The organism is Oceanobacillus caeni, from assembly GCF_019037185.1.
GTDB lineage: Bacteria > Bacillota > Bacilli > Bacillales > Amphibacillaceae > Oceanobacillus > Oceanobacillus caeni.
This window is the reverse complement of record NZ_JAHHXM010000040.1, coordinates 1-21224: the sequence shown is the minus strand read 5'-3', so window position 1 is coordinate 21224 and position 21224 is coordinate 1. Positions and strand designations below refer to the sequence as shown.

Below are 21224 nucleotides of genomic sequence, written 5' to 3'. Positions count from 1 at the left end.
GTAATTTAAGGAGGTGATAAAGATGGCTGTTAAACATATACCAACTGGAATTGTTCATAGTGGAACAAAAGGTGGAAGCACTGGTTGCGGATTCAATACGAAGGAAAAATCAAGTCACTGGGTAAATACTAGTTCCAAAATTACTTGTGATAAAAATGGTTGTAAGAAATAATCGTAATATTAATATTTGGAGCTTAGGGTAATTTTAACAATATAAAAACCTAGCTTCATAGAGGTTCATAAATAGAATATAAGTATTTTAGGTTTACTATATAGTTAATAAATGTAAAAATAGATAGGGAGTTCCCCTTATTCTGAAATCTATCAGAAGGTTCCGTTTAAAAAAGGAACGTGGCTAATCAACAAGGTTTCAAGGTAAACCTTAAAGAAATGTGATGTTTGACGGCAGCACATTTTTGGCTTTTTTCGTAAAAGTGAAAATGTAATTATTTTAAGGGGAACTCCACATTATATATATGCAAATATGTGATGGGAATGAACTAGATGAACGAAGAACAAATAAAAAGTCTATCTAATAAAGTCTGGATTACTCGAAAGTGTAGAATTAATACTTCTGATAGGCTGGTTTTTACTAACAAGGTTACCCAGTTTTTAATTAATTACTATACACTAGTGATTTTGAGTATATCCATTTGGTCATTAAATACCACTGATAACACCCATTTTTCCCTTTTCACAGTAATAGCATCACTTTTCTTGTTTGGAATAACTGTCGGTGTAAATTCACTAAATTATAGAGAACGAATTATCTATTTAAAAAATTGTTATATAAAACTTGATGACTTATACGCTGACTTGGAAATCTTATTATCTGAATTGCCTTTTATTGAAAAACAAGAAGGAAAAAGAAGGTTTATTGAGATTAGAAATGAATATTCTAAGGTTCTTGAAAGCGTTGAAAACCATAATGCTTATGACTTTTTAAAGTTTCAGATATTTAATCAAAAAGATCTTATAGATTATAAACACTACATACGCTATTTTCTGTATAAATTGTATTATGGGCTTATTTTTATAGTTCTATTATTAGTTCCATTTTCACCTATAATATTAATTATTAAGGATTGGATATAAAATGAGTGCTTATAAAGACTTTAATAAATTATTTCAAGATAAACAAATTGAAGAAATATATAATGAAAAAGTTAAACTAAAGCCATCGACAGGACTAGATGGAATTAATAAAGAAACTTTTGAAAAGGATATTGAATCTAATATTAAGATTATTAACAGAAAAGTAAATAATAATACTTACAAGTTTACTCCTTATAAAGAAAAGTTAATTAATAAAGGTAGAGATAAGGTACCAAGGGTAATTTCAATACCAACAATTAGAGACAAAGTAACGTTAGCAATTTTGCACAAAATATTATCTAATGCATTTGCTGGAGATATAAATCTAGAAATAGTTCAAACTGTTATTTCAAAAGTAAAAACAACAATGAATAACTCTAACTATAATTATTTTATTAAGATAGATATTGAAAAGTTCTACGATAATATCAATCATGATATGTTGATTAGTAAAGTGAGAAGAAAGGTACGTAAAAAAGAGTTGATAAACCTTATTAGTAATGCAATTAAGACACCTACTATTTCCCCAACAACAAGTAAACCATACATCCAGAACAAACGTGGTGTTCCTCAAGGATTATCCATATCAAATATCTTAGCTAATATTTATTTGAATCAATTGGATAAAAACTTCAATAATCAACATGAGTTTGCCTATTTTAGATATGTAGATGACGTACTTATTATTTGTAATAAAGATCATAAAGAAAAGATAGAAAATAAACTGGAAAAGCATATTAACAGTCTAGAATTAAAATACAATAAGGATAAAAAACAACATGGATTGTTATCACAGGAATTCTCATTCTTAGGGTATAATTTTATTGATAATGTGGCGGGGATTAGGGAACATAATATTTTTAAATTAGAGAAATCATTAGTAGAGGTGTTTACTAGGTACAAATATTCAGATTTTAAGAGAACTAGTGAATTTGTATGGAATTTAAACATAAAAATCACTGGTGGAATTATAGATGAGAATAAATATGGTTGGTTATTTTTTTATTCACAGATAGATGATTTAAGTATTTTATATAGGCTGGACTGGTTTGTAGAAAAACTATTTAAAAGGTTTGAAATTCAAAATATAAGTGAAAAAAGTATAAAGAAATTCGTTAGAACTTATCATGAAATCCTTTTTAACCGTTCAGGAAGTAATTATATACCCAACTTTGATAAGTATGAAATTAAACAAAAAAAGGATTTATTAATAAATGTTTTTAACCTAAAGAGACTAAGGAATGCAGATGATGAAAAAATTGATAGGAATTTCAGAAAATATATATTTAATAGCCTGAAAAAACTAGAGCAAGATATCCAGCATTTATCGTAGATAGTTTGTTAGAGTTATATGTAATGATCGATATGATTAATTAAAATCAATAACCTATCTGTTTGTACTTCCTAATAATTGGTTAAGTTGTAGCAAGTTACTGAGGACTAAAGTTTGATATACTTATTATATAAATAGTAATTTGTAAAAAATAGGCATCGGTACAACACCAATGCCTATTTTTGCCTCTCAAATAATAAGGGTGAACTGTATCATAAGTGAATAAAAGGTTAGTTGGCTAGTTACAAAAATACGGTTAATTCCACTGGTTGAGTTGTGTATAATTAAAATTGAAAGGCTCAAAAGTAACTTCATTATTTGTAAGCCTGTTTCCATATAGGTATTTTGCTAAATAGAGGAATAGCATGAAGCAACTTTATATAGAGCAGAAGGAATTCAGTTTAAGTGGCAAGATTACGGTTAAGGATCATCAGGAGTGGGAGTGGTAACATGAATGAAAGGAAAGACATTTTAAATGCTTGGATTACGATAGAGCAACTATCCGAGGGTTCTATTAATAAAAGGGACAAATCCTTAAAGCGTTTATATACAGCGGAGGAGGACTGGAATAAGTTTTTTTCAGACTTCTTAACGAAACAAAAAGAACAACAAAATGTATCCGATAAGTTTTTTAAGAAGTCGGGCTTAGTATTATATTTTGATATTTTCAATTTCCAAGAGGTTGTTGATATATTGAGGGAGAAATACAAGATTGCTAAAACCTACGAAGAAGTTAGTAACTCTGAGAAATTCACCTTCTCTTTATATTTTGATAACCAGTTAAATTTTATAGCAGACAAATTATTCCTTACGATGAGCGGTTATATCCGCCAACATGGTGATTTACCGAAGGATTTTCTAAAAGTAGAAAACTCATTTAGAGAAGATTTGAATAGGAAATTTGATGAAGATTTTAATACCACAATTTCTGTACTTTTACAAAAATATAATGTTACCACAGAAAATTTCCGCTATGCATTTGTGAAAAACTTAGATAATGGAGATGTAAATCTACATTCTTTCTTTATTGAAGATCTGAACAAAGCAAAGACAATCACTAATAAAAATTTGGATCGATATTTTAATGGCTTTTCTGGATGTAGAAAAAATCTAGATAGTAAAAAGGAATCAATTCATTTTAATTCACATATTTTCAAGTCAATATTACAACCTAAATTTTATCCGTTGGGGCGGTTCCCAAGTAATCCTGATCATCCGCTTTCGTTCATGCAACAGGTTGCGATAAATCTAGCTTTAAATAATGAAAATGATATTCGTAGTGTCAATGGGCCGCCGGGAACTGGGAAAACAACACTGTTAAAAGATATTTTTGCTGATTTAGTAGTACAACAGGCAGCGGAAATCTCAAAGCTTTCTAATAAAAGGATTCAAGGAAGTCTAGTTTATTGGCAAAATGCTAAACTTGGCGTTTTACCGCATTCCATTTCAGATAAGAATATTATTGTAGCAAGCTCAAACAATGGAGCGGTTCAAAACATTGTGAAGGAGTTACCAAAGAAAAAAGAGGTTGCTAACGATTTTCAAAAGCAACTAGATGAAGCAAGTTATTTTAAAGATATTTCTAATTCTAAATTAACCGGTGAAGGTTTCGGAAAGGATCGCGTGATTAAAAGTGAGCTTTTAAATGATGAAAATTGGGGTACCTTCTCGTTGGAAGGTGGAGCGTCAACAAACATTAACAAGTTACTTTTAAATATCGAAGCAATTGAAAAAGATTTAGAAGAAAATTATCAAGCGAATACAGGTGTATATCAAGAATTTACACGTCTTTATGATGAATTAAAAACTGAAAGGGAAAGAGTTCAAAAATATAGCAAGAAAATGTATACTCTTCAAAAATTAAAAACCAAGCATGAGGAGCAAGCCATTGCTTTTGAACAAGAAGAAAAGAAGAAACGAGCAAATTTGATTTTACAGGAAGAGGAAACAAAGCGCGAACTTGAAAGACTGAGACAAGAAAAGGTAAATCTCCAAAGGGATTTATCAAATACTTCCATTGAAATTGAAAATTTAACTAATTTACAAGTTCAAGCTGAAAGAAATTATGAAGTAGTTACTTCACAAAAGCCAAGTTTTTTATGGTTTCAGAAAGTATTTAATAAACCAAAGGTTGAACAGTACTTTGAAGATCTTAATAATGCGAATGATCATCTAAACCACCTGTCTCAACAAATGACCAAATTGTTGAATGACCGCATACAACTCGAAAATGGATTAAAGAAAAATGCTACAAAAGGTGAGTATGCCCAAAAACAAATTCAGGACACAAGAGCTGACTTCAATCGATGGATGACTACTCAACAAAATGATTTAAAAAAATTGGAACAAGAAATTGCTTTATTGGAAAGACTCAAACGTCAAAGCGGCATAAAGGAACTAGATTTTTCACTATCGTATGATGAACTTCAAAAGTCTAATCCATGGTTTACTAAGCAGTTCCGTATTTTACAATCAGAGTTATTTATTTCAGCCTTAAAAGTTAGAAAGCAATTCCTGTATGAAAACAGAAGGAATTTGAAAGTGGCAAGAATTATCTGGAATAAACAGTCTGAATACATTGGAAAGGAGAATGGAGATCAGTTAATTTCAGAATCATGGCAATGGTTGAATTTCGCTATCCCTGTTGTCAGCACTACGTTTGCTAGTTTTGGTAGAATGTTTAAAAACCTTAATGAAAATTCAATTGGTAATCTATTCATAGATGAGGCTGGTCAAGCATTACCACAGGCTAGTGTTGGGGCAATTTTTAGGAGCAAAAAGGTTATGGTCGTTGGGGATCCATCGCAAATAAAACCAGTAATGACGTTAGACTCAAATGTTCTGACCTTAATTGGAAGATATCACAAAGTTGATGAAAAATTTGTCTCAGCTGATGCGTCTACACAAACAATTGTGGATGCCACAAGTCAATATGGTTTCCAAAAAAATGAGGATGAATGGATTGGTATACCACTTTGGGTACACAGACGTTCGAACTATCCGATGTTTACAATTTCAAATGAAATCTCGTATGATGGGCTGATGGTACAAGGTATATCAGAAGATAAATCACAAGGAAAATCACAATGGTATGATTCAACTGGAAAGGCAAATGACAAATTTGTTAAGGAGCAAGCTGACTTACTGAAAGGTCTGATTGCTAGACGCTTGCAGGAAGATCCAGGTTCAGCAGAACAAATCTATGTTATATCCCCATTTAGAAATGTAGCTTATAAACTTGCACAAGTTTTAGATGAAATTAACTTCACAAAACGAGAACGTGGGAAAATAAAAAATATTGGAACTGTCCATACCTTTCAAGGGAAAGAAGCAGAAATTGTCTATTTTGTTCTTGGAGCGGATTCAAACAGCAGTGGGGCGGCTAGATGGGCTGTTTCTGATCCAAATATGATGAATGTTGCAGCTACACGTGCTAAAAAGGAATTTTACGTTATTGGCGATAAGAAATTATATGCCTCACTCGGTAGTGAAGTGGCAAATAAAACGATATCGATTATTGACGACTATAATAGGTAATTAAATGTAAAGTACCGTTTGTCATAGTAATTTGAAATAGTTTATTACTCTTTTGTTAAATAAATACCTAGAATTTATTGGGGATATACATAGCGGCATTATCCATGCTTACGGTGTGTTGGAGGAGAAGCAAACGATCATTTATACCCCAACTCCTCCTTCAACTGCTTAATCTTCATCCGAACGGCATCCGCATCTTTCGGGTTTACTACCATACTTTGATTCTTTTTCTCCAACCGATTTTTCTGCTCCTTTTGTTCTTTAAACCAATCAGGAATTACTTCACGCCTCCCATTAGGAATATAATGATAATGTCGCTTTTTCCTATTTCGAAATTCCATATCATCGGCCCTTACCGCATTCATATTTCGAATCCCTTTCTTTTCCCATGCTAGCAATATACTTTTTACATTGCCCCAACTCGTCTTATTTCTCTCCAATGCACGTTTCATCGCCTCCATCACTAACGTTTCTCCCACATCTCCTACCCAATCATTCAATGAATCCATCACGAATGGACTTAGGGCACCAAAGTTATCTTGATAGAACTTGAATACACCTTTTTCCTCAGACTTTGGCTTCGTACCCGCTACCACTGCCGTTCCCCTCTGTTTCCTAACGCCTTCCACTTGTTCAGTTGCGTTTCTCTTAGCTGATTCCGTCCTAGTTGAAGTCTTATCCGTTTCCTCTGCATCTTCACCCGAATCTACTCGTTGTACGACATCATAGTTTTCTATCAAACTAATCATTCGGTAAACGGGTGCTTGATTACCCCCTTTAGGTTCGTGGGTAATGTATCCTTTTTCTTTTAGCTCTGTTCTCGCTCGTTTAAAAGCAGATTCGTTCAAACCTGCTTTAATCCGTAATACCGCTCCCGCTACACGAAATTCGCGCTTCCACCTTGTCTTGTTATTGATATGCATCAACGCATGCCATAAGGCAATAGCCGAGTTGGTCAGTGGATTGTATTCGATTGATTCATAAAAGGCATTTATTTCCTTTATGTAGTTCATTTTTATCTCCCTTTCTTTTGTTCCGTCCATCCTATTGTCACTATGTCGCCTTCGTATCGCCATGTCCCCAGGTTTTCACATCTTAAAATACGCCCGTAATTTCCTTTTCCACGTAGTTTTCTTTATTTTGTTCGTCATTGGTTTTCTTTCGGATTAAATCGATGAGGAGATTGCGAATGGTGTAAATGAAGTAAGTGGCGAGGGGGCCTTTATTTGGTTCAATTTTTGATAGGCAATCTACATGGCATACAATCATTCTGAATAAAAGGCGTCAAACGGATCCTGGATGCCAAGCTTGTGCATATGATAATAAATACATTTCTCATTTTTCTTGAAAATATCTTTAAACAGATCATCATTTTTCTTCAAGTTCAAAACTTCCATTTTTTCAGTGTGGCAAAACGTAATGTCGAATCTATCATAATCAAACCGATTAAAACTGTAAAGGTTGCTAACTTCGCATTTTCGACAAACATCGACATAATTCTACTAGATTCTCTCCTGTTTTTCTGCAGAAATGACGTTTCTGCAGGAGGTTTTGTAAGTTAGACAGTTTTTACACTTTTTTCTCACTTTCTTTGTCATATTTTGTCGAATAAAAAAGCGCCCTTTCAGAAATCCATCTGCAAAAGGTCGCGCATTCGTAGTAGATAGTATTATGTTTTATTTCGTTTTGTTTTGTTTATATAATGTGCTCGCATTGTGGTTCGCTCTGTGGTTCATTGTTCGGTCTATACTTTGGTCAATAAGCCGTCTATGAGCTTGTAGATAATATTGAACTAACTTTTTAAAGAAGGGGTTTAAGAACATTTTTGATGCATTAACAGAGGGAATAAGGATAATAGGGACAAAATAAGGATATTACAAATCAAAAATGTTATTGGAATAAGGAACCATTCATATGTTGAAGCACCTCAAAAAATATTTTTAGAGGTGCTTTATTTTATCCTACAAATCGGTACGGTGAACTTATCTATGAGTGAATAAATTAGTTAGCCAATTCAAGAAATACCGTTAATACCAATGTTTTATTTGTGTATAATTAAAATTGAAAGGATACGAATATCAAAGGAGGCATAGCATGAAGCAACTTTATATAAAGCAAAGGGTATTCAGTTTAAGTGAAAAGTTCACAGTGAAAGATCAGCAGGAAGAGAATGTTTATTTCGTGGAGGGTAGTTTTATGAAGATCCCTAAGACCTTCTCCATTAGGAATAAAGCAAGTGAGGAAGTTGCGCTTATTACGAAAAAGGTGTTTAGCTTTTTACCGAAGTTTTTGGTGGAGGTGAATGGTCGAGAGGCGTTAACGATTAAGAAGGAGTTTTCCTTTTTTAAAGCACGTTATACTATTGATGCGGCAGATATTGAGGTACATGGCAACTGGTGGGACATGAACTTTCAGGTGTACCAACAAGGCGAAGTTGTTGGAGAGGTGAGTAAAGAGTGGTTCACTTGGGGTGATAGCTATAAGGTTCAAGTATGGAAGGAAGAGTTAGAGACTCTTATTATTGCGCTTGTAGTCGCCGTTGATTGTGTGAAGGCTGATCAATCAGCTGCTGCTTCCTCAGTAGCACCGAGTTAAAAAAGGATGATTGATAACAATAGATGCAGATCTTAGGGATTATGGAAAATGGTGCCAAAGTAGAAATAGATGAGATATAATAGTATCTAAATAGAAATTAATTTATTTCTTTAGAATGGAGCATCAACATGGAAAAAAGGAGTATTTCGGCTAAGGATGTAGCGAAACTTGCAAATGTATCTCAATCTACTGTTTCACGGGTCTTTACTACTGGAGCTAGTGTTTCTGAAAAAACCAGAAAAAAAGTATTGGAAATAGCAGAAGAATTAAATTATCGACCTAATGCTTTGGCAAGAGGCCTAATAAAACAAAAGACAAATATGGTTGGATTGGCAATGAAGGATATTCAAAATCCTTTCTATCATGAAGTTTTAGGTATGTTTACACAAAAATTAAGAGCAAAAGGGTACAGTGTGTTATTTGTATATACAGAAAATGAAGAGATTCAGCAAGATGAAATTAATCATTTTCTTGAATATAACGTGGAAGGAATTATTGTCACCGATGCTCTTTTATCGTCTAAAGTAGTTACTAAACTTCATGACAATAACATTCCAGTAACATTATTTAACCGGTATCATAAAGATCTGGAATGTAATTCGGTTTCTTGTGATAATATTAATGCTGCAAAGGAAATTGCTAAGTATGTATATGAAAAAGGGTATCGGGATATTGTTTTTATTACGGGTAAAACCAATACATCAACAAGCAGGGATAGACAAAAGGGATTTATGGACTTTTTTAATCAGAAAGGGATTCAGATTACTATTCTAGAGGGCGATTATACATATGATAAATCCTATTATCTTACGAAAGGCATGATTGAAAGCGGCCATCAGCCTGAGGTGATTTTTGGAGCTAATGATATTACAGCGATAGGTGCTTTAGATGCATTAAAGGAAAAAAATATATCCATTCCAGATGAAACTATTATAATTGGATTTGATAATATAAAAATGTCCTCGTGGCCAAGCTATATGCTGTCAACATGGGCACAACCGATGGAAAAGATGGTAGATGAAACAATAAATCTATTGCTAACAGATCCCAAGACTATTAATAAAAAAGTATTAAAATTAAACGGTTATTTTATCCACCGAAACACAACGAAATAATATGAAAATAAAATTTTTATTGACAATTGAAACCGCTATCGTTATTATTTTTATAAAGCTATTTGATATAGCTTTGGTATTTTTTGCATACGTATGCAATTTAAAAAGGAGAGATTTTATGGCAACTTATATTAAAAAAGGGAAGATTGAAGAAGATATTCAGAAAGATGACGCTAAGGTATCTGAAATCGTCCGTTCAACTATTAGTAAAATTGAAAATGAGGGAGATAAAGCTATCAGAGAACTATCGGTGAAATTCGATAACTGGAGCCCAGATAGTTTTCGCCTTACTAAGGAAGAAATTGAGGAAATTTGTGCAACTATTCCTGAACAAACTGTGAAGGACATTGAATTTGCACAAAACAATATAAGGAAATTTGCACAAGAACAACGAGAGTCTATGAAAGATATCGAGGTAGAGATGATGCCAGGTGTGATACTTGGTCATAAAAATATTCCAGTAAATAGTGTAGGCTGTTATATACCTGGTGGTCGCTATCCGATGGTCGCTTCAGCCCATATGAGTGTTTTAACTGCTAAAGTAGCGGGTGTAAAAAGAGTGATAGCTTGTACGCCGCCAATTAATGGAGAAATTCCATCTGCAACTGTTTTTGCAATGCACAAAGCTGGTGCAGATGAAATCTATATTCTTGGTGGAATACAGGCGATGGCTGGAATGGCTATTGGAACGGAAACAATTGATCCTGTAGATATGATTGTTGGACCTGGTAATGCATTTGTTGCAGAAACCAAACGTCAACTTTATGGAAGAGTAGGAATTGACTTGTTTGCTGGCCCAACTGAAACGCTTGTTGTTGCCGATGAAACAAGTGATCCGGAAATGATTGCTACGGATATTTTAGGACAAGGAGAACATGGCCCAACATCGCCTGGTGCTTTAATTACAACATCCGAAGAAATTGCAAAAGAAACTTTAAAAGAAATTGAAAGGCAGTTAAAGGTATTACCTACTGCTGATGTCGCAAGTGTTTCCTGGGAAGATTATGGTCAAATCATTTTTGTTGAAGATGAACAAGAGGCATTAAAGGAAGCAGACCGACTGGCATTTGAACATGTTGAAATTTTAACGAAAAATCCTGATTTCTTCTTGGAGAACATGACGAATTACGGCTGCTTGTTCTTAGGTCCTAAAACAAATGTTGCCTATGGTGATAAAGTAATTGGGACGAACCATACTTTACCAACAAAAGGTGCAGCTAAATATACTGGTGGACTTTGGGTAGGTAAGTTTTTGAAAACTGTTACCTATCAAAGGATTACATCTGATGAAAAAAGTGCTTACATCGGTGAATATGCCGCTAGACTTTGTCAGCTAGAAAACTTTTCCGGCCATGCCGAACAAGCATTGTTGCGCGTTCGAAAGTATGGAAATAAAGGATAAAAGTTACGTTATGTTTCTTTTTTCCATAGATATAGGGTGGTGGCATGTATGGTAAGTATGATTGGGTTAATTGGGGGCTTAATTTTATTAACCTTTTTGGTAATGAGAGGCATGAATTTATTAATCGTTGCTCCACTTTCAGCACTGTTCGTTGCAGTGCTGAACGGAGTCCCGATATTTCCACAATTTGCTTCAGAAGGTCAGACCGATTTCATCTCTAGTTATATGGATGGGTTTGCTGGATTTATCACTTCGTGGTACTTGATGTTCTTGGCCGGTGCAATTTTTGGGAAAGTGATGGAGGATAGTGGTGCAGCTGAGAGTGTATCGCATTGGATCGTATCAAAGTTGGGAATAAAACATGCGGTACTAGCTGTTGTACTAGCTTGTGCGGTATTAACTTATGGTGGTGTTAGTTTATTTGTTGTAGCTTTTGCCGTATACCCAATGGCGATCAGTTTATTTAAAGAGGCAAATTTTCCAAGACGATTTATACCGGCAGCGTTAGCCTTTGGTTCAACAACGTTTACTATGACTTCTGCCGGATCACCAGAAATTCAAAACTGGATACCAATTCCGTATTTAGGTACAAGTCCTTATGCCGGCTGGGAAGTAAGTTTAATTGTTGCCGTTTTCATGTTGATCTTTGGTTATTGGTGGCTAATGAAAATGATTCGAAAAGCAGTGGCTAAAGGGGAATCTTTTGAAGGAAGAGAAACCGATAATCAGGAAATAAGGACAGATCTCCCGCATCCATTAACAAGTATAGTTCCTCTATTGGCTGTTCTCATCGTATCATTTGCTTTTCACAATTCATTAGAACAGTCTGCTTTAATCTTAGCTTTACTAAGTGGGATTATCGCTACTTGGTTGTTAAATAGAAAATATTTCAGGAATTTTTGGAGTGCAGTTGGTGAAGGTACAACTGGTGCATTGATAGCAATTGGAAATACCTCAGCCGTGGTTGGTTTTGGTGGCGTTGCAAAAGTAACACCAGCTTTTGATTCTGCTGTTGACTTTATGACAAACATACCTGGGGACCCGTTAATTGGCGGGGCTGTAGCGGTAATGGTCATTGCTGGACTAACAGGTTCTTCTTCTGGCGGACAGACTATTGCACTACCCATATTAGGACCACACTATTTGGATATGGGAGTAAATGCAGATGCACTTCACCGAACAATCTCATTATCTTCTGGAACATTAGATTCATTACCCCATGGTGGATATGCTGTGACAACCATTCGGTCTATTGCTGGTGAAACACATAAAAGTGCCTACCCAGCCTTTGGTGCAATGACGGTGGTTGTTCCACTTGTGGGAGTGATATTAGCAATTGTATTGTTCTCACTTGGTATAGGAGGGTAATAAAACTTAAAGAGAATAGGGCAGGCATCTATTAATTGGTGTCTGTCGCTTCTCCTTATTTCTATAGATTAATAGAATATTTCCGTCCACGCTAGGTGAAACATGTAGTAGGCTTTAGTTTTTCCACATATTATGTTAGAGGAGTGGCCAATATGGAGAAGTTATCAATTATTGGTAGTGGTACAATGGGTCATTCCATTGCATTGGCTGCAGCTTGGGAAGGAATGAATGTAGAGGTTTTTGGTATGAACGAGAAAGTTATTGGAAAATCAGATCATTCCTAGTTATTTATTTGATGACTTAAGTATCGCGAAAGGATCTGGAAATATATTTTCGAACTTGGTCAATGAAGGTAAGTTGGGTGATAAAAGTGGAGAAGGATTTTATGTTTGGAATAAAGCTACTTCTGAAACTATCAATGCTAAGAGAGAGAAAATGTTAATTCATTTCTTGAAGTTTGATCAAATGAATAAAGAATAGGAGTGAAAGATGTGAGCACCTATTTTTCAGATCTTCAAAAGAAAACAGTAATAGTGACAGGTGGCAGCAAGGGTATTGGGAAGGATATTGCACTTTCATTTTCAAGGCTTGGAGCTAATGTTATTATTATAGGTCGTAATGAAAAGGATTTAAATCAGACGCTTTCTGAACTTAACGTTTTTCAAGGTAATCATAAGGCTGTACAAGCCGATGTGAATGATATTACACATGTGAAGAAAATTGTCGATAATATTGTCCGTGACTATGGTGCAGTGGATGTATTAGTAAATAATGCGGGGATTAATATTCCAAAGGAAGCGCTTGAGGTTACTGAACAGGATTGGGATAAGGTAATAGACACAAATTTAAAGGCACTTTTTTTCTTTAGCCAGGCTGTCGCTAAGTATATGGTTGAACAAAAAAGCGGTCGTATTATTAACATAGCCTCACAAATGTCCTTTGTTGGTTATATAAAGCGAGCTGCCTACTGTTCAAGTAAAGGCGGGGTTGTACAATTAACGAAAGCTTTAGCAGTGGAATGGGCACCGTATCACATTAATGTGAACGCTGTCGCACCCACATTTATTGAGACAGAGTTGACTTCAAAAATGTTTGAAGATGAGGATTTCAAAAAGGATGTTAAAAGTCGAATACTTTTTGATGAACTCCCAAAGCCCCATGATATTTCAGGAGCGGTATTGTATCTAGCATCAAATCTATCAAACTTTGTAACGGGTGAAACAATAAAGGTTGATGGAGGTTGGACTGCGATTTAGTTATAGGCTGAAAGAATGAATTTTTCAGATTTGAGTTCTGAATCTTCAACAAAAGTGAGTTGGCTCAGTTATGTGGAAAAGTAAAATCCCTTTTCTGTCAAAATAGAACCCGTGAAAAGGAGTGAATGAAGATGTCATTGGATAAAGATGTTGGTTATTTAGTTGAAAGTATTAGAAATAGAAAAACATCAAGCGGAAGAATAGACAGGGTAGCCTTCATAAGCGATAGCTACCCTTTTCTGTGTTTAAAAAAATCAGGAAATTTATTTACTATAATTTCCTCCTCATCTAACATCATATGGAGATGGAGTGCGGTTAAAAAATAGGCTTCTTCGGCATCTTTATTAATCAAAGCCTCTAGCAGACGATAGTGTTGGGTCATAATTATTTTAAGATTTTCTGTGGTGACCCGTAACCAGCGGAAACGTTCGAGATGGATATTATGATCATCTAACCAGTTCCAAACCTCTTGTCGTCCTGCAATCTCAAAGCAAGCTTCATGGAAAAGATTGTCGGTATGAAAAAATGTACGTCGGTCATTTGCATTTATGGCCTTTTCTTGCTCTTCAATAATTGTTTCCAAAATTATTTGTGTTTCTCTTGTTAGTTTTGCACAACATTCAATCATGATCTGCTTTTCCAAATGTTCACGAACGAAACGGGCATTTTTAGCTGAAGGGAGATCAATTAACGAAATATAGGTTCCGCTTTGTGGAATTGTATAAACCAATTCTTGCTTCCGTAATTGGATCAATGCTTCTCGAATAGGCGTACGCCCAATTTTCAACATTTCTTCCAATCCCTTTTCAGAGATTTTTTTCCCTGGTTCTAGATCAGAATAGATTATTTTTTTACGGATTGCTTGATAAGCTTGTGTTTGTAGGCTCGTTATCATCACTTTGTCCTCTTCTTTCCGTTTATAACGTTATTATAACAAAAATTGTAAAAAAGGAAATCTAATATATTAGATTTAGCGATAATTTCCATGAAAACGCTATATAATTTCATTGACACTGTCTTTTTAAGGTTATATAATGCAATTGTTGATAAAACTGATATATTAGTTTGAGAGGACTACCGATAGTTTTTCCCAGAATGGTAAGAACTCCCAAGTAAGACATTACATCACTATGTAACCGAATTTGGAGGGAAATAATTATGGAAATGACATTTAGATGGTACGGTGCCAAAGAAGAAAAGATTTCTCTGCTAGATATTCGTCAAATTCCTGCAGTAAATGGGATTGTAGGAACATTAATGGATATCCCAGTTGGAGAAGTTTGGCCAAAAGAACGTATCAAGGCATTAAAAGAAGAGATTGAGGCAGCAGGGCTGACTTTGAAAGTTATTGAAAGCGTTAATATTCATGATGACATTAAGATTGGTTTGCCAACACGGGATCAATACATAGAAAACTATAAACAAACGATTCGAAACTTGGCTGAACTCGGGATTGAAGTTATCTGCTACAACTTCATGCCGGTTTTTGACTGGATCAAGTCTGATTTAGATTATAAATTACCAGATGGGTCCTCAACGATGGCTTTTATCGCTAAAGATATCCCGGAGGATCCTAAAGAAATCATCCGAAAAGTTGAAAACTCCAGCAACGAGTTTGCATTACCAGGTTGGGAACCAGAACGTTTGGCCCAAGTTAAATCTTTATTTGAAGCGTATAAAGATGTTGATGAAGAAAAACTGCGGGAAAACTTTGCCTACTTCTTAAAAGCAATCATCCCTACATGTGAGGAAGTCGGTGTGAAAATGGCGATCCATCCCGATGATCCCCCATACTCGATCTTTGGCCTACCACGAATCGTGAAAAATCGAGAAGACTTGGATTGGGTATGCAATGTGGTAGATAGTCCTTGCAATGGGATTACGTTATGTACTGGAAGTATCGCCGAAGATCCAGCCAATGATGTCTATGCGATCTTGGCTGAGTTCTGTAAACGCGGTCGGATTCCATTTGCCCATGTACGCAATATTAAATTTATACAGGATAAAGACTTCTATGAGGCACCTCATAAATCAGAATATGGTTCCTTAGATTTATATAATATTTTAAAGACTATGTATGATAACGGCTTCAACGGATACATTCGTCCAGACCACGGTCGTATGATCTGGGGTGAGATGGGCCGTCCAGGTTACGGTTTGTATGACCGTGCATTAGGCGCCAGCTATCTTAATGGTTTATGGGAAGCAATCGAAAAAAATAATTAATAGATTAGGAGGTTTTCATATGTTGGCGGCAAAAGTATACGGAAAAAAGGATTTGAGGTTAGTAGAAGTAGAAAGCCCCGTACTTTCAAAAGACTCTACTGAAGTAATTGTAAAAGTTAAGGCAGCAGGTATCTGTGGAAGTGATAATCATATCTATCATGGAGAAAATCCCTTTGCAACTTTGCCAAGAGTTATTGGGCATGAATTTGTCGGTGAAGTGGCAGAAATAGGAAATAAGGTGTCTGGGCTAGAGGTTGGTGATCACGTTGTAATCGAACCTATTACTTATTGCGGAAAGTGCTATGCATGCCGACAAGGAATGCCTAATGTTTGCAAAGAATTAGAAGTTTCGGGTGTTCATGTTGATGGCGGGATGCAGGAATATGTGAAAGTTGACGAGAAGCAAGCACATAAAATTGATAAAAATGTTCCATGGACTACGGCTGTATTAGCTGAACCTTACACAATTGCTGGAAATGCAACAACCAGAGGGAAAGTAGAATTAGGAAAAACTGTGTTGATTCAAGGAGCAGGTACGATAGGGCAATTAATATTAAGAATGGCTAAAGCTAAGGGAGCATCCGTAATGGTTTCAGATGTATTAGACTCCCGTTTGGAATTTGCCAAATTAAATGGTGCAGACAGAGTTGTTAACGTTTTGAATGAGGATTTAGCGGAAAAGTTGAACGGATGGACAAATCATGAGGGAGCCAATGTGGTAATCGATGCCGCTTGTACAAAAAGCACATTCGAAAACTGCTTTGAATACGCCTCAGTAGCTGGTGCAATTGTACCTTTAGGAATGTCTGAAGAGGCCTCCCAAATCGCTCAGAAACCAATCATGCAAAAACAATTAACTGTTTACGGTTCCAGATTGCAAGCTTATCAGTTTGCCCCAGTTATTCAATCGATAGAAAAGGGACAACTAACAGGGGATGGAATTGTTACACATACTTTTTCCATTAATAATATTCAAGATGCTTTCGATTTAATTAATAAGGAACCAGAAAAAGTAAGAAAAGCTGTTATTTTGTTTGAATAAATACCTTTTACAGATAGGATTGTGAGCACTTTAAAAGAGGATGTAGCAGAAAAGCTGAAGGAGTGGACGAACTATGAGTAAGTATTTATTAGTTAGCCCCTCAGTTATTATTTTTGATTAATCACCTGTCATGTCTAACAGAGGAGAGGACATTATGAAAAATAAAAATAACGATTATCATGTTTCAACCAAAGAGTTGGTTAAGGTAACTGCTAGCGGATGGTTGGGCACGGCCATGGAGTTTATGGATTTCCAACTGTATTCATTGGCTGCTGCTATCGTATTTAATAAGATATTTTTCCCTGAAGCTAGTCCGGCAATGGGCTTAATTATGGCAATGGGAACCTACGGCGCTGGTTATGTAGCTCGTTTAGTCGGTGCTTATATTTTTGGACGAATGGGTGATAAAATAGGAAGAAAAAATGTTCTAGTTGTCACTATTATGATGATGGGTATCGCTACCGCTCTAATCGGTATGTTACCAACTTATCAAAAAATAGGTATTTTAGCTCCCTTGTTATTAGTTGTGTTGCGAATTATTCAGGGGCTAGGTGCCGGTGCTGAAATTAGTGGTGCTGGAGTAATGGTTGCTGAATTTGCGAAACCGTCAAAACGTGGTTTGGTAGGTAGTTTTGTTTGTTTAGGAACATCTACTGGAACACTATTAGCGAATTTGGTATGGACGATTATCTTAACCGTTCAAACAGAGCAACAGCTTCTTGCATGGGGCTGGAGAATTCCCTTCTTCCTATCTATATTAACAATGATTGCGGCAATCATCATTCGTATGCACATTAAGGAAAGCCCAGTTATGGAAGAAAAGAAAAAATTACTAATGGAAGAAAGAGAAAATGCAGTACATCATGGATCTAATTTGACTAAAGCTAACACAGCGAAAACTAAAAATGGCAAGAAAAACTTTTTCATTGCCTTAGGTCTTCGCTTCGGACAAGCAGGTAATAGTGGGTTATTACAAACATATATGGCAGGTTATATTGTAACAATCTTAGCTTTAGAGAAAACGGTTGCGACAAATGCTAATCTTATTGCTTCACTGATATCCTTTATTACAATCCCAGTAGTAGGTTATATAGGTGATAAAATCGGCAGGAAAAAGATGTACATGATATTATCAATGGCAATGGCTATCTTCGCTATTCCGATGATGATGATGATAAATTCAGGCAATGTAGTCATTATTACGATCGCTTTGGTATTAGGCTTGAATATTGGGGTACAAGGAATATTTGCTCTCGAAAATGTTGTTTTGGCTGAACTATTCGGTTCCAAGAATCGAATGACTTTGATGGCTTTGGCAAAGGAAATTGCAGGATGTATTGCCACTGGTTTTGGCCCAGTAATTGCTGCAGCACTTGTCGCAGCCTATACTAATAGCTGGATTCCACTTGCGATTATGGTTATAATCTTCTCCTTATCTACTTTTATCAGCGCATATGCATCAGCTGATACTACTGGAAGAGATTTAAATGAATTAGAAGATGCGGCATAAAATGAGAAAAGAGAGGCAGAATTAATGAAAAAAAATAATATTTTAAATAGCCTGAAAGAGGCCGGTGTGGTAGCGGTCATTCGTGGTGAAACGAAAGAAGAGGCATTAAAAGCCAGTCGTGCCATTATTAATGGGGGGATGAAAGGTATTGAACTGACCTTTACAGTCCCTCAAGCAGATCAAGTAATTGCCGAGCTGATCGCGGAGTATGCAAATGACCCCGATATCGTAATCGGCGCTGGGACCGTGTTAGATGCAACAACCGCCAGGCTGGCTATCATGGCGGGAGCGCAATTTGTCGTGAGTCCTTGTTTTGATGTAGAAACAGCTAAAATCTGTAATCTTTATCAAATCCCGTATTTGCCTGGCTGCATGACGATTACCGAGATGAAAACGGCCTTGACTTATGGGGTGGACATTATCAAATTATTTCCAGGCAGTGCTTTTGGACCAAGTATCGTCAAAACTTTCAAAGCACCGATCCCTTATTTGAACATTATGCCAACTGGTGGGGTAAGTCTGGAGAATATGGAAGATTGGTTCAAAGCCGGGGTTGTTTGTGTCGGTGTTGGCGGTAATCTGCTTGCACCTGCAGCAACCGGGGGCTTTGCAAAAGTCACTGAAATTGCAAAACAGTATATGGAAAAATATCAAGAGATAAAAGTAAAATAATTTTTAATAAGTGGAAGCAATCGGATGAAAGTACTAACTTTTGGTGAAGTAATGTTCCGTTGAAACACACATATTTCGTACTGAAAAGAGTGTTTGAAAGTGGCAAATTTATTGTGGTGCGGAAAGAGAGAAAGGATGAGTGTTAAATGCTACAGTTAAAGAGAAGTAGTATAGTAAATGAAGCTGAATCCTGGAAACGACTAGGAGTTGAACTTCCTCAATTTGATTTTAACCAAGTTGCCAAAAACACTACAGAGAAGCCGCAATGGGTACACTTCGGTGCCGGAAATATTTTTAGGGGCTTTGTCGCCAATGCACATCAAAAACTGTTAAACCAAGGCCAAGCGGATACCGGAATTATTGCAGTGAAAACGCATGATTTTGAAATGATCGACTTGTTAAACAGGCCATATGATAACTTGACCCTGCTTGTGACGATGAAAGCAAACGGCTCTTTTGAGAAGGCCGTTATTGGTAGCATTGTCGATACTATTGCAGCGGATTATAACAAGAAAGATGAATTTAACCGCCTTGTCGGGATTTTTGAAAATCCCAGTTTACAATTGGCTAGCTTTACAATTACGGAAAAGGGCTATAACTTGACAAATCCATCCGGACAATTCATAAGCCTTGTTGAAAAGGATTTTCAAAATGGATTGGAATGCCCGGTCCATGCCATGAGCATTGTGACAGCGCTTCTCTATCGCAGATATAAGAAAGGACAATATCCGATGACTTTAGTCAGTATGGATAACTGTTCCCATAATGGCGACAAACTTAAAGCTTCTGTCTTAACGATTGCAAAGGAATGGCTAAGAAGAGAACATGTGGAGGAAGGCTTCATTGATTATCTGGAGAATGAGGACAAGATTACTTTTCCTCTCAGCATGATAGATAAAATTACGCCAAGGCCCTCTGAAAAGGTCAGAGAAGTTCTACTTGAGGATGGAATTATGGGCATGGACATTATTGTTACACCTAAAAACACTTATACGGCGCCCTTCGTCAACGCAGAAGTAAGTGAATATCTTGTGATTGAAGACAAATTCACAAATGGTCGTCCGGGTCTAGAACATTCGGGAATTATTTTTACGGACAGGGAAACGGTGAACAAAATGGAAACAATGAAAGTTACCACTTGCCTGAATCCGCTTCATACAGCATTGGCTGTTTCCGGATGCCTACTCGGCTATACTCTAATTGCTGAAGAAATGAAAGACGAAACACTGAGGAAATTTGCGGAAATGATTGGTTATCAAGAAGGGTTGAAGGTAGTGGTAGACCCTGAAATTATCAGTCCAAAGGCCTTCCTGGATGAAGTTTTGAACGAACGCTTCACTAACCCTTATATACCGGATACGCCGCAGCGCATTGCATGTGACACATCCCTAAAAGTAGGAATACGATTCGGTGAAACATTGAAGTCCTATGTAAAAAGAGAGGATCTTAACCCGACAGATTTGGTAGCGATCCCGCTAGCGATTGCAACGTGGTGCCGCTATCTTCTAGGGATTGATGATGAAGGCAGGCCATTTACTCTAAGTCCTGATCCGCAGCTTGATACTCTTCAAGCAGCTCTTGAGGGGGTTGTTTTGGGTGATCAATCGTCTAATATAAAATTTATTCTGTCCAATGAATCCATCTTTGAAGTCAATTTGTATGAGATTGGGCTAGGCGAAAAGATTGAGTCTATGTTCTATGAAATGCTTTCTGGTACTGGTGCAGTACGCCGTACTTTAGAGAAGTATGTCAGTCATATTGGATAAGAGAAGAGTTAGTGTTAGATAGAAGTAGCTGGGCCATGAAAAGTTCTTCATGGCCCAATTGATATCTATAGCACTAACTGAAATAAATCAACAAGTTTGAGGGGAATACTTATGAAGAAAATTGTAACACTTGGGGAAATAATGCTAAGGCTTTCTGTTGAATCTGGTGAAAGGATTTTTCAAACTGATCAACTGACAATGCATTATGGCGGGGCAGAAGCAAATGTCGCACTATGTGTAAAATAGTTCTCGGGGATTTGAAACAAAATTCTAGAAAAAAAAGAAAAGGCGCTCTATCATAAATGTA

At 36.1% G+C, this 21224-nt stretch carries 19 protein-coding genes; 17 read left to right on the top strand and 2 right to left on the bottom strand.

The genetic code is table 11. The features are described 5' to 3' along the window. Window positions 1-22: 22 nt before the first annotated feature. The 4 genes from KM885_RS15485 to KM885_RS15470 all read left to right on the top strand — a co-directional run bounded on the left by KM885_RS15485 (window position 23) and on the right by KM885_RS15470 (window position 5965). On the top strand, window positions 23-172 hold the full coding sequence (locus tag KM885_RS15485; protein WP_216884232.1) for a hypothetical protein: 150 nt from the start codon (window positions 23-25) through the stop codon (window positions 170-172). Between the two features lie 332 nt (window positions 173-504). Then, window positions 505-1095: an SLATT domain-containing protein gene (locus KM885_RS15480; RefSeq protein WP_216884231.1), complete on the top strand. Its 591-nt coding sequence runs from the start codon at window positions 505-507 to the stop codon at window positions 1093-1095. A 1-nt stretch (window position 1096) separates the two neighbouring features. After that, a complete protein-coding gene (locus KM885_RS15475; RefSeq protein WP_216884230.1) occupies window positions 1097-2428 on the top strand; it encodes a reverse transcriptase domain-containing protein in 1332 nt (443 codons plus the stop codon). A gap of 450 nt (window positions 2429-2878) precedes the next feature. After that, window positions 2879-5965, top strand: coding sequence for a DEAD/DEAH box helicase (locus KM885_RS15470; RefSeq protein WP_204798041.1), 3087 nt, complete (start codon window positions 2879-2881; stop codon window positions 5963-5965). 137 nt (window positions 5966-6102) lie between these two features. Here KM885_RS15470 and KM885_RS15465 read toward each other — a convergent pair whose 3' ends face one another. Further along, entirely contained in the window at window positions 6103-6978 is an 876-nt protein-coding gene (locus tag KM885_RS15465; RefSeq protein ID WP_216884229.1) for a DnaD domain-containing protein, read from the bottom strand. 1081 nt (window positions 6979-8059) lie between these two features. Here KM885_RS15465 and KM885_RS15460 point away from each other — a divergent pair. The 7 genes from KM885_RS15460 to KM885_RS15430 all read left to right on the top strand — a co-directional run bounded on the left by KM885_RS15460 (window position 8060) and on the right by KM885_RS15430 (window position 13701). Continuing rightward, complete coding sequence (locus KM885_RS15460) at window positions 8060-8560, top strand: LURP-one-related/scramblase family protein (protein WP_216884228.1); 501 nt, start codon at window positions 8060-8062, stop codon at window positions 8558-8560. A gap of 128 nt (window positions 8561-8688) precedes the next feature. After that, window positions 8689-9675, top strand: a complete 987-nt coding sequence (locus KM885_RS15455; RefSeq protein WP_216884227.1) for a LacI family DNA-binding transcriptional regulator — start codon at window positions 8689-8691, stop codon at window positions 9673-9675. Window positions 9676-9793: 118 nt separating this feature from the next. After that, window positions 9794-11077: a histidinol dehydrogenase gene (hisD, locus tag KM885_RS15450; protein ID WP_216884226.1), complete on the top strand. Its 1284-nt coding sequence runs from the start codon at window positions 9794-9796 to the stop codon at window positions 11075-11077. Between the two features lie 48 nt (window positions 11078-11125). Further along, window positions 11126-12445, top strand: a complete 1320-nt coding sequence (locus KM885_RS15445; protein ID WP_216884225.1) for a GntP family permease — start codon at window positions 11126-11128, stop codon at window positions 12443-12445. 152 nt (window positions 12446-12597) lie between these two features. Beyond that, window positions 12598-12729, top strand: a complete 132-nt coding sequence (locus KM885_RS15440) for a 3-hydroxyacyl-CoA dehydrogenase NAD-binding domain-containing protein (protein ID WP_216884224.1) — start codon at window positions 12598-12600, stop codon at window positions 12727-12729. Next, complete coding sequence (locus KM885_RS15435; protein WP_216884223.1) at window positions 12707-12925, top strand: hypothetical protein; 219 nt, start codon at window positions 12707-12709, stop codon at window positions 12923-12925. The genes KM885_RS15440 and KM885_RS15435 overlap by 23 nt, the downstream gene beginning before the upstream one ends. A gap of 11 nt (window positions 12926-12936) precedes the next feature. After that, window positions 12937-13701: an SDR family NAD(P)-dependent oxidoreductase gene (locus KM885_RS15430; RefSeq protein WP_216884222.1), complete on the top strand. Its 765-nt coding sequence runs from the start codon at window positions 12937-12939 to the stop codon at window positions 13699-13701. A gap of 229 nt (window positions 13702-13930) precedes the next feature. Here KM885_RS15430 and KM885_RS15425 read toward each other — a convergent pair whose 3' ends face one another. After that, entirely contained in the window at window positions 13931-14596 is a 666-nt protein-coding gene (locus tag KM885_RS15425) for a GntR family transcriptional regulator (RefSeq protein WP_244987047.1), read from the bottom strand. Between the two features lie 263 nt (window positions 14597-14859). On the opposite strand from KM885_RS15425, the gene uxuA reads away from it, so the two are divergent. The 6 genes from uxuA (at window position 14860) to KM885_RS18155 (ending at window position 21163) form a co-directional block, all read left to right on the top strand. Next, the gene (uxuA, locus tag KM885_RS15420) at window positions 14860-15927 is read left to right on the top strand and encodes a mannonate dehydratase (protein WP_216884220.1); all 1068 of its coding nucleotides are present in this window, start codon (window positions 14860-14862) and stop codon (window positions 15925-15927) included. Between the two features lie 19 nt (window positions 15928-15946). Then, complete coding sequence (locus tag KM885_RS15415; protein WP_216884219.1) at window positions 15947-16969, top strand: zinc-binding alcohol dehydrogenase family protein; 1023 nt, start codon at window positions 15947-15949, stop codon at window positions 16967-16969. 154 nt (window positions 16970-17123) lie between these two features. After that, on the top strand, window positions 17124-18479 hold the full coding sequence (locus tag KM885_RS15410) for an MFS transporter (protein WP_216884218.1): 1356 nt from the start codon (window positions 17124-17126) through the stop codon (window positions 18477-18479). A gap of 24 nt (window positions 18480-18503) precedes the next feature. After that, window positions 18504-19151 (top strand): bifunctional 4-hydroxy-2-oxoglutarate aldolase/2-dehydro-3-deoxy-phosphogluconate aldolase, encoded by a 648-nt coding sequence (locus tag KM885_RS15405; RefSeq protein ID WP_216884217.1) that lies wholly within the window; start codon window positions 18504-18506, stop codon window positions 19149-19151. Between the two features lie 146 nt (window positions 19152-19297). After that, window positions 19298-20917 (top strand): mannitol dehydrogenase family protein, encoded by a 1620-nt coding sequence (locus tag KM885_RS15400; RefSeq protein WP_216884216.1) that lies wholly within the window; start codon window positions 19298-19300, stop codon window positions 20915-20917. 111 nt (window positions 20918-21028) lie between these two features. Further along, the gene (locus KM885_RS18155; RefSeq protein WP_276516085.1) at window positions 21029-21163 is read left to right on the top strand and encodes a hypothetical protein; all 135 of its coding nucleotides are present in this window, start codon (window positions 21029-21031) and stop codon (window positions 21161-21163) included. Window positions 21164-21224: the final 61 nt, after the last annotated feature.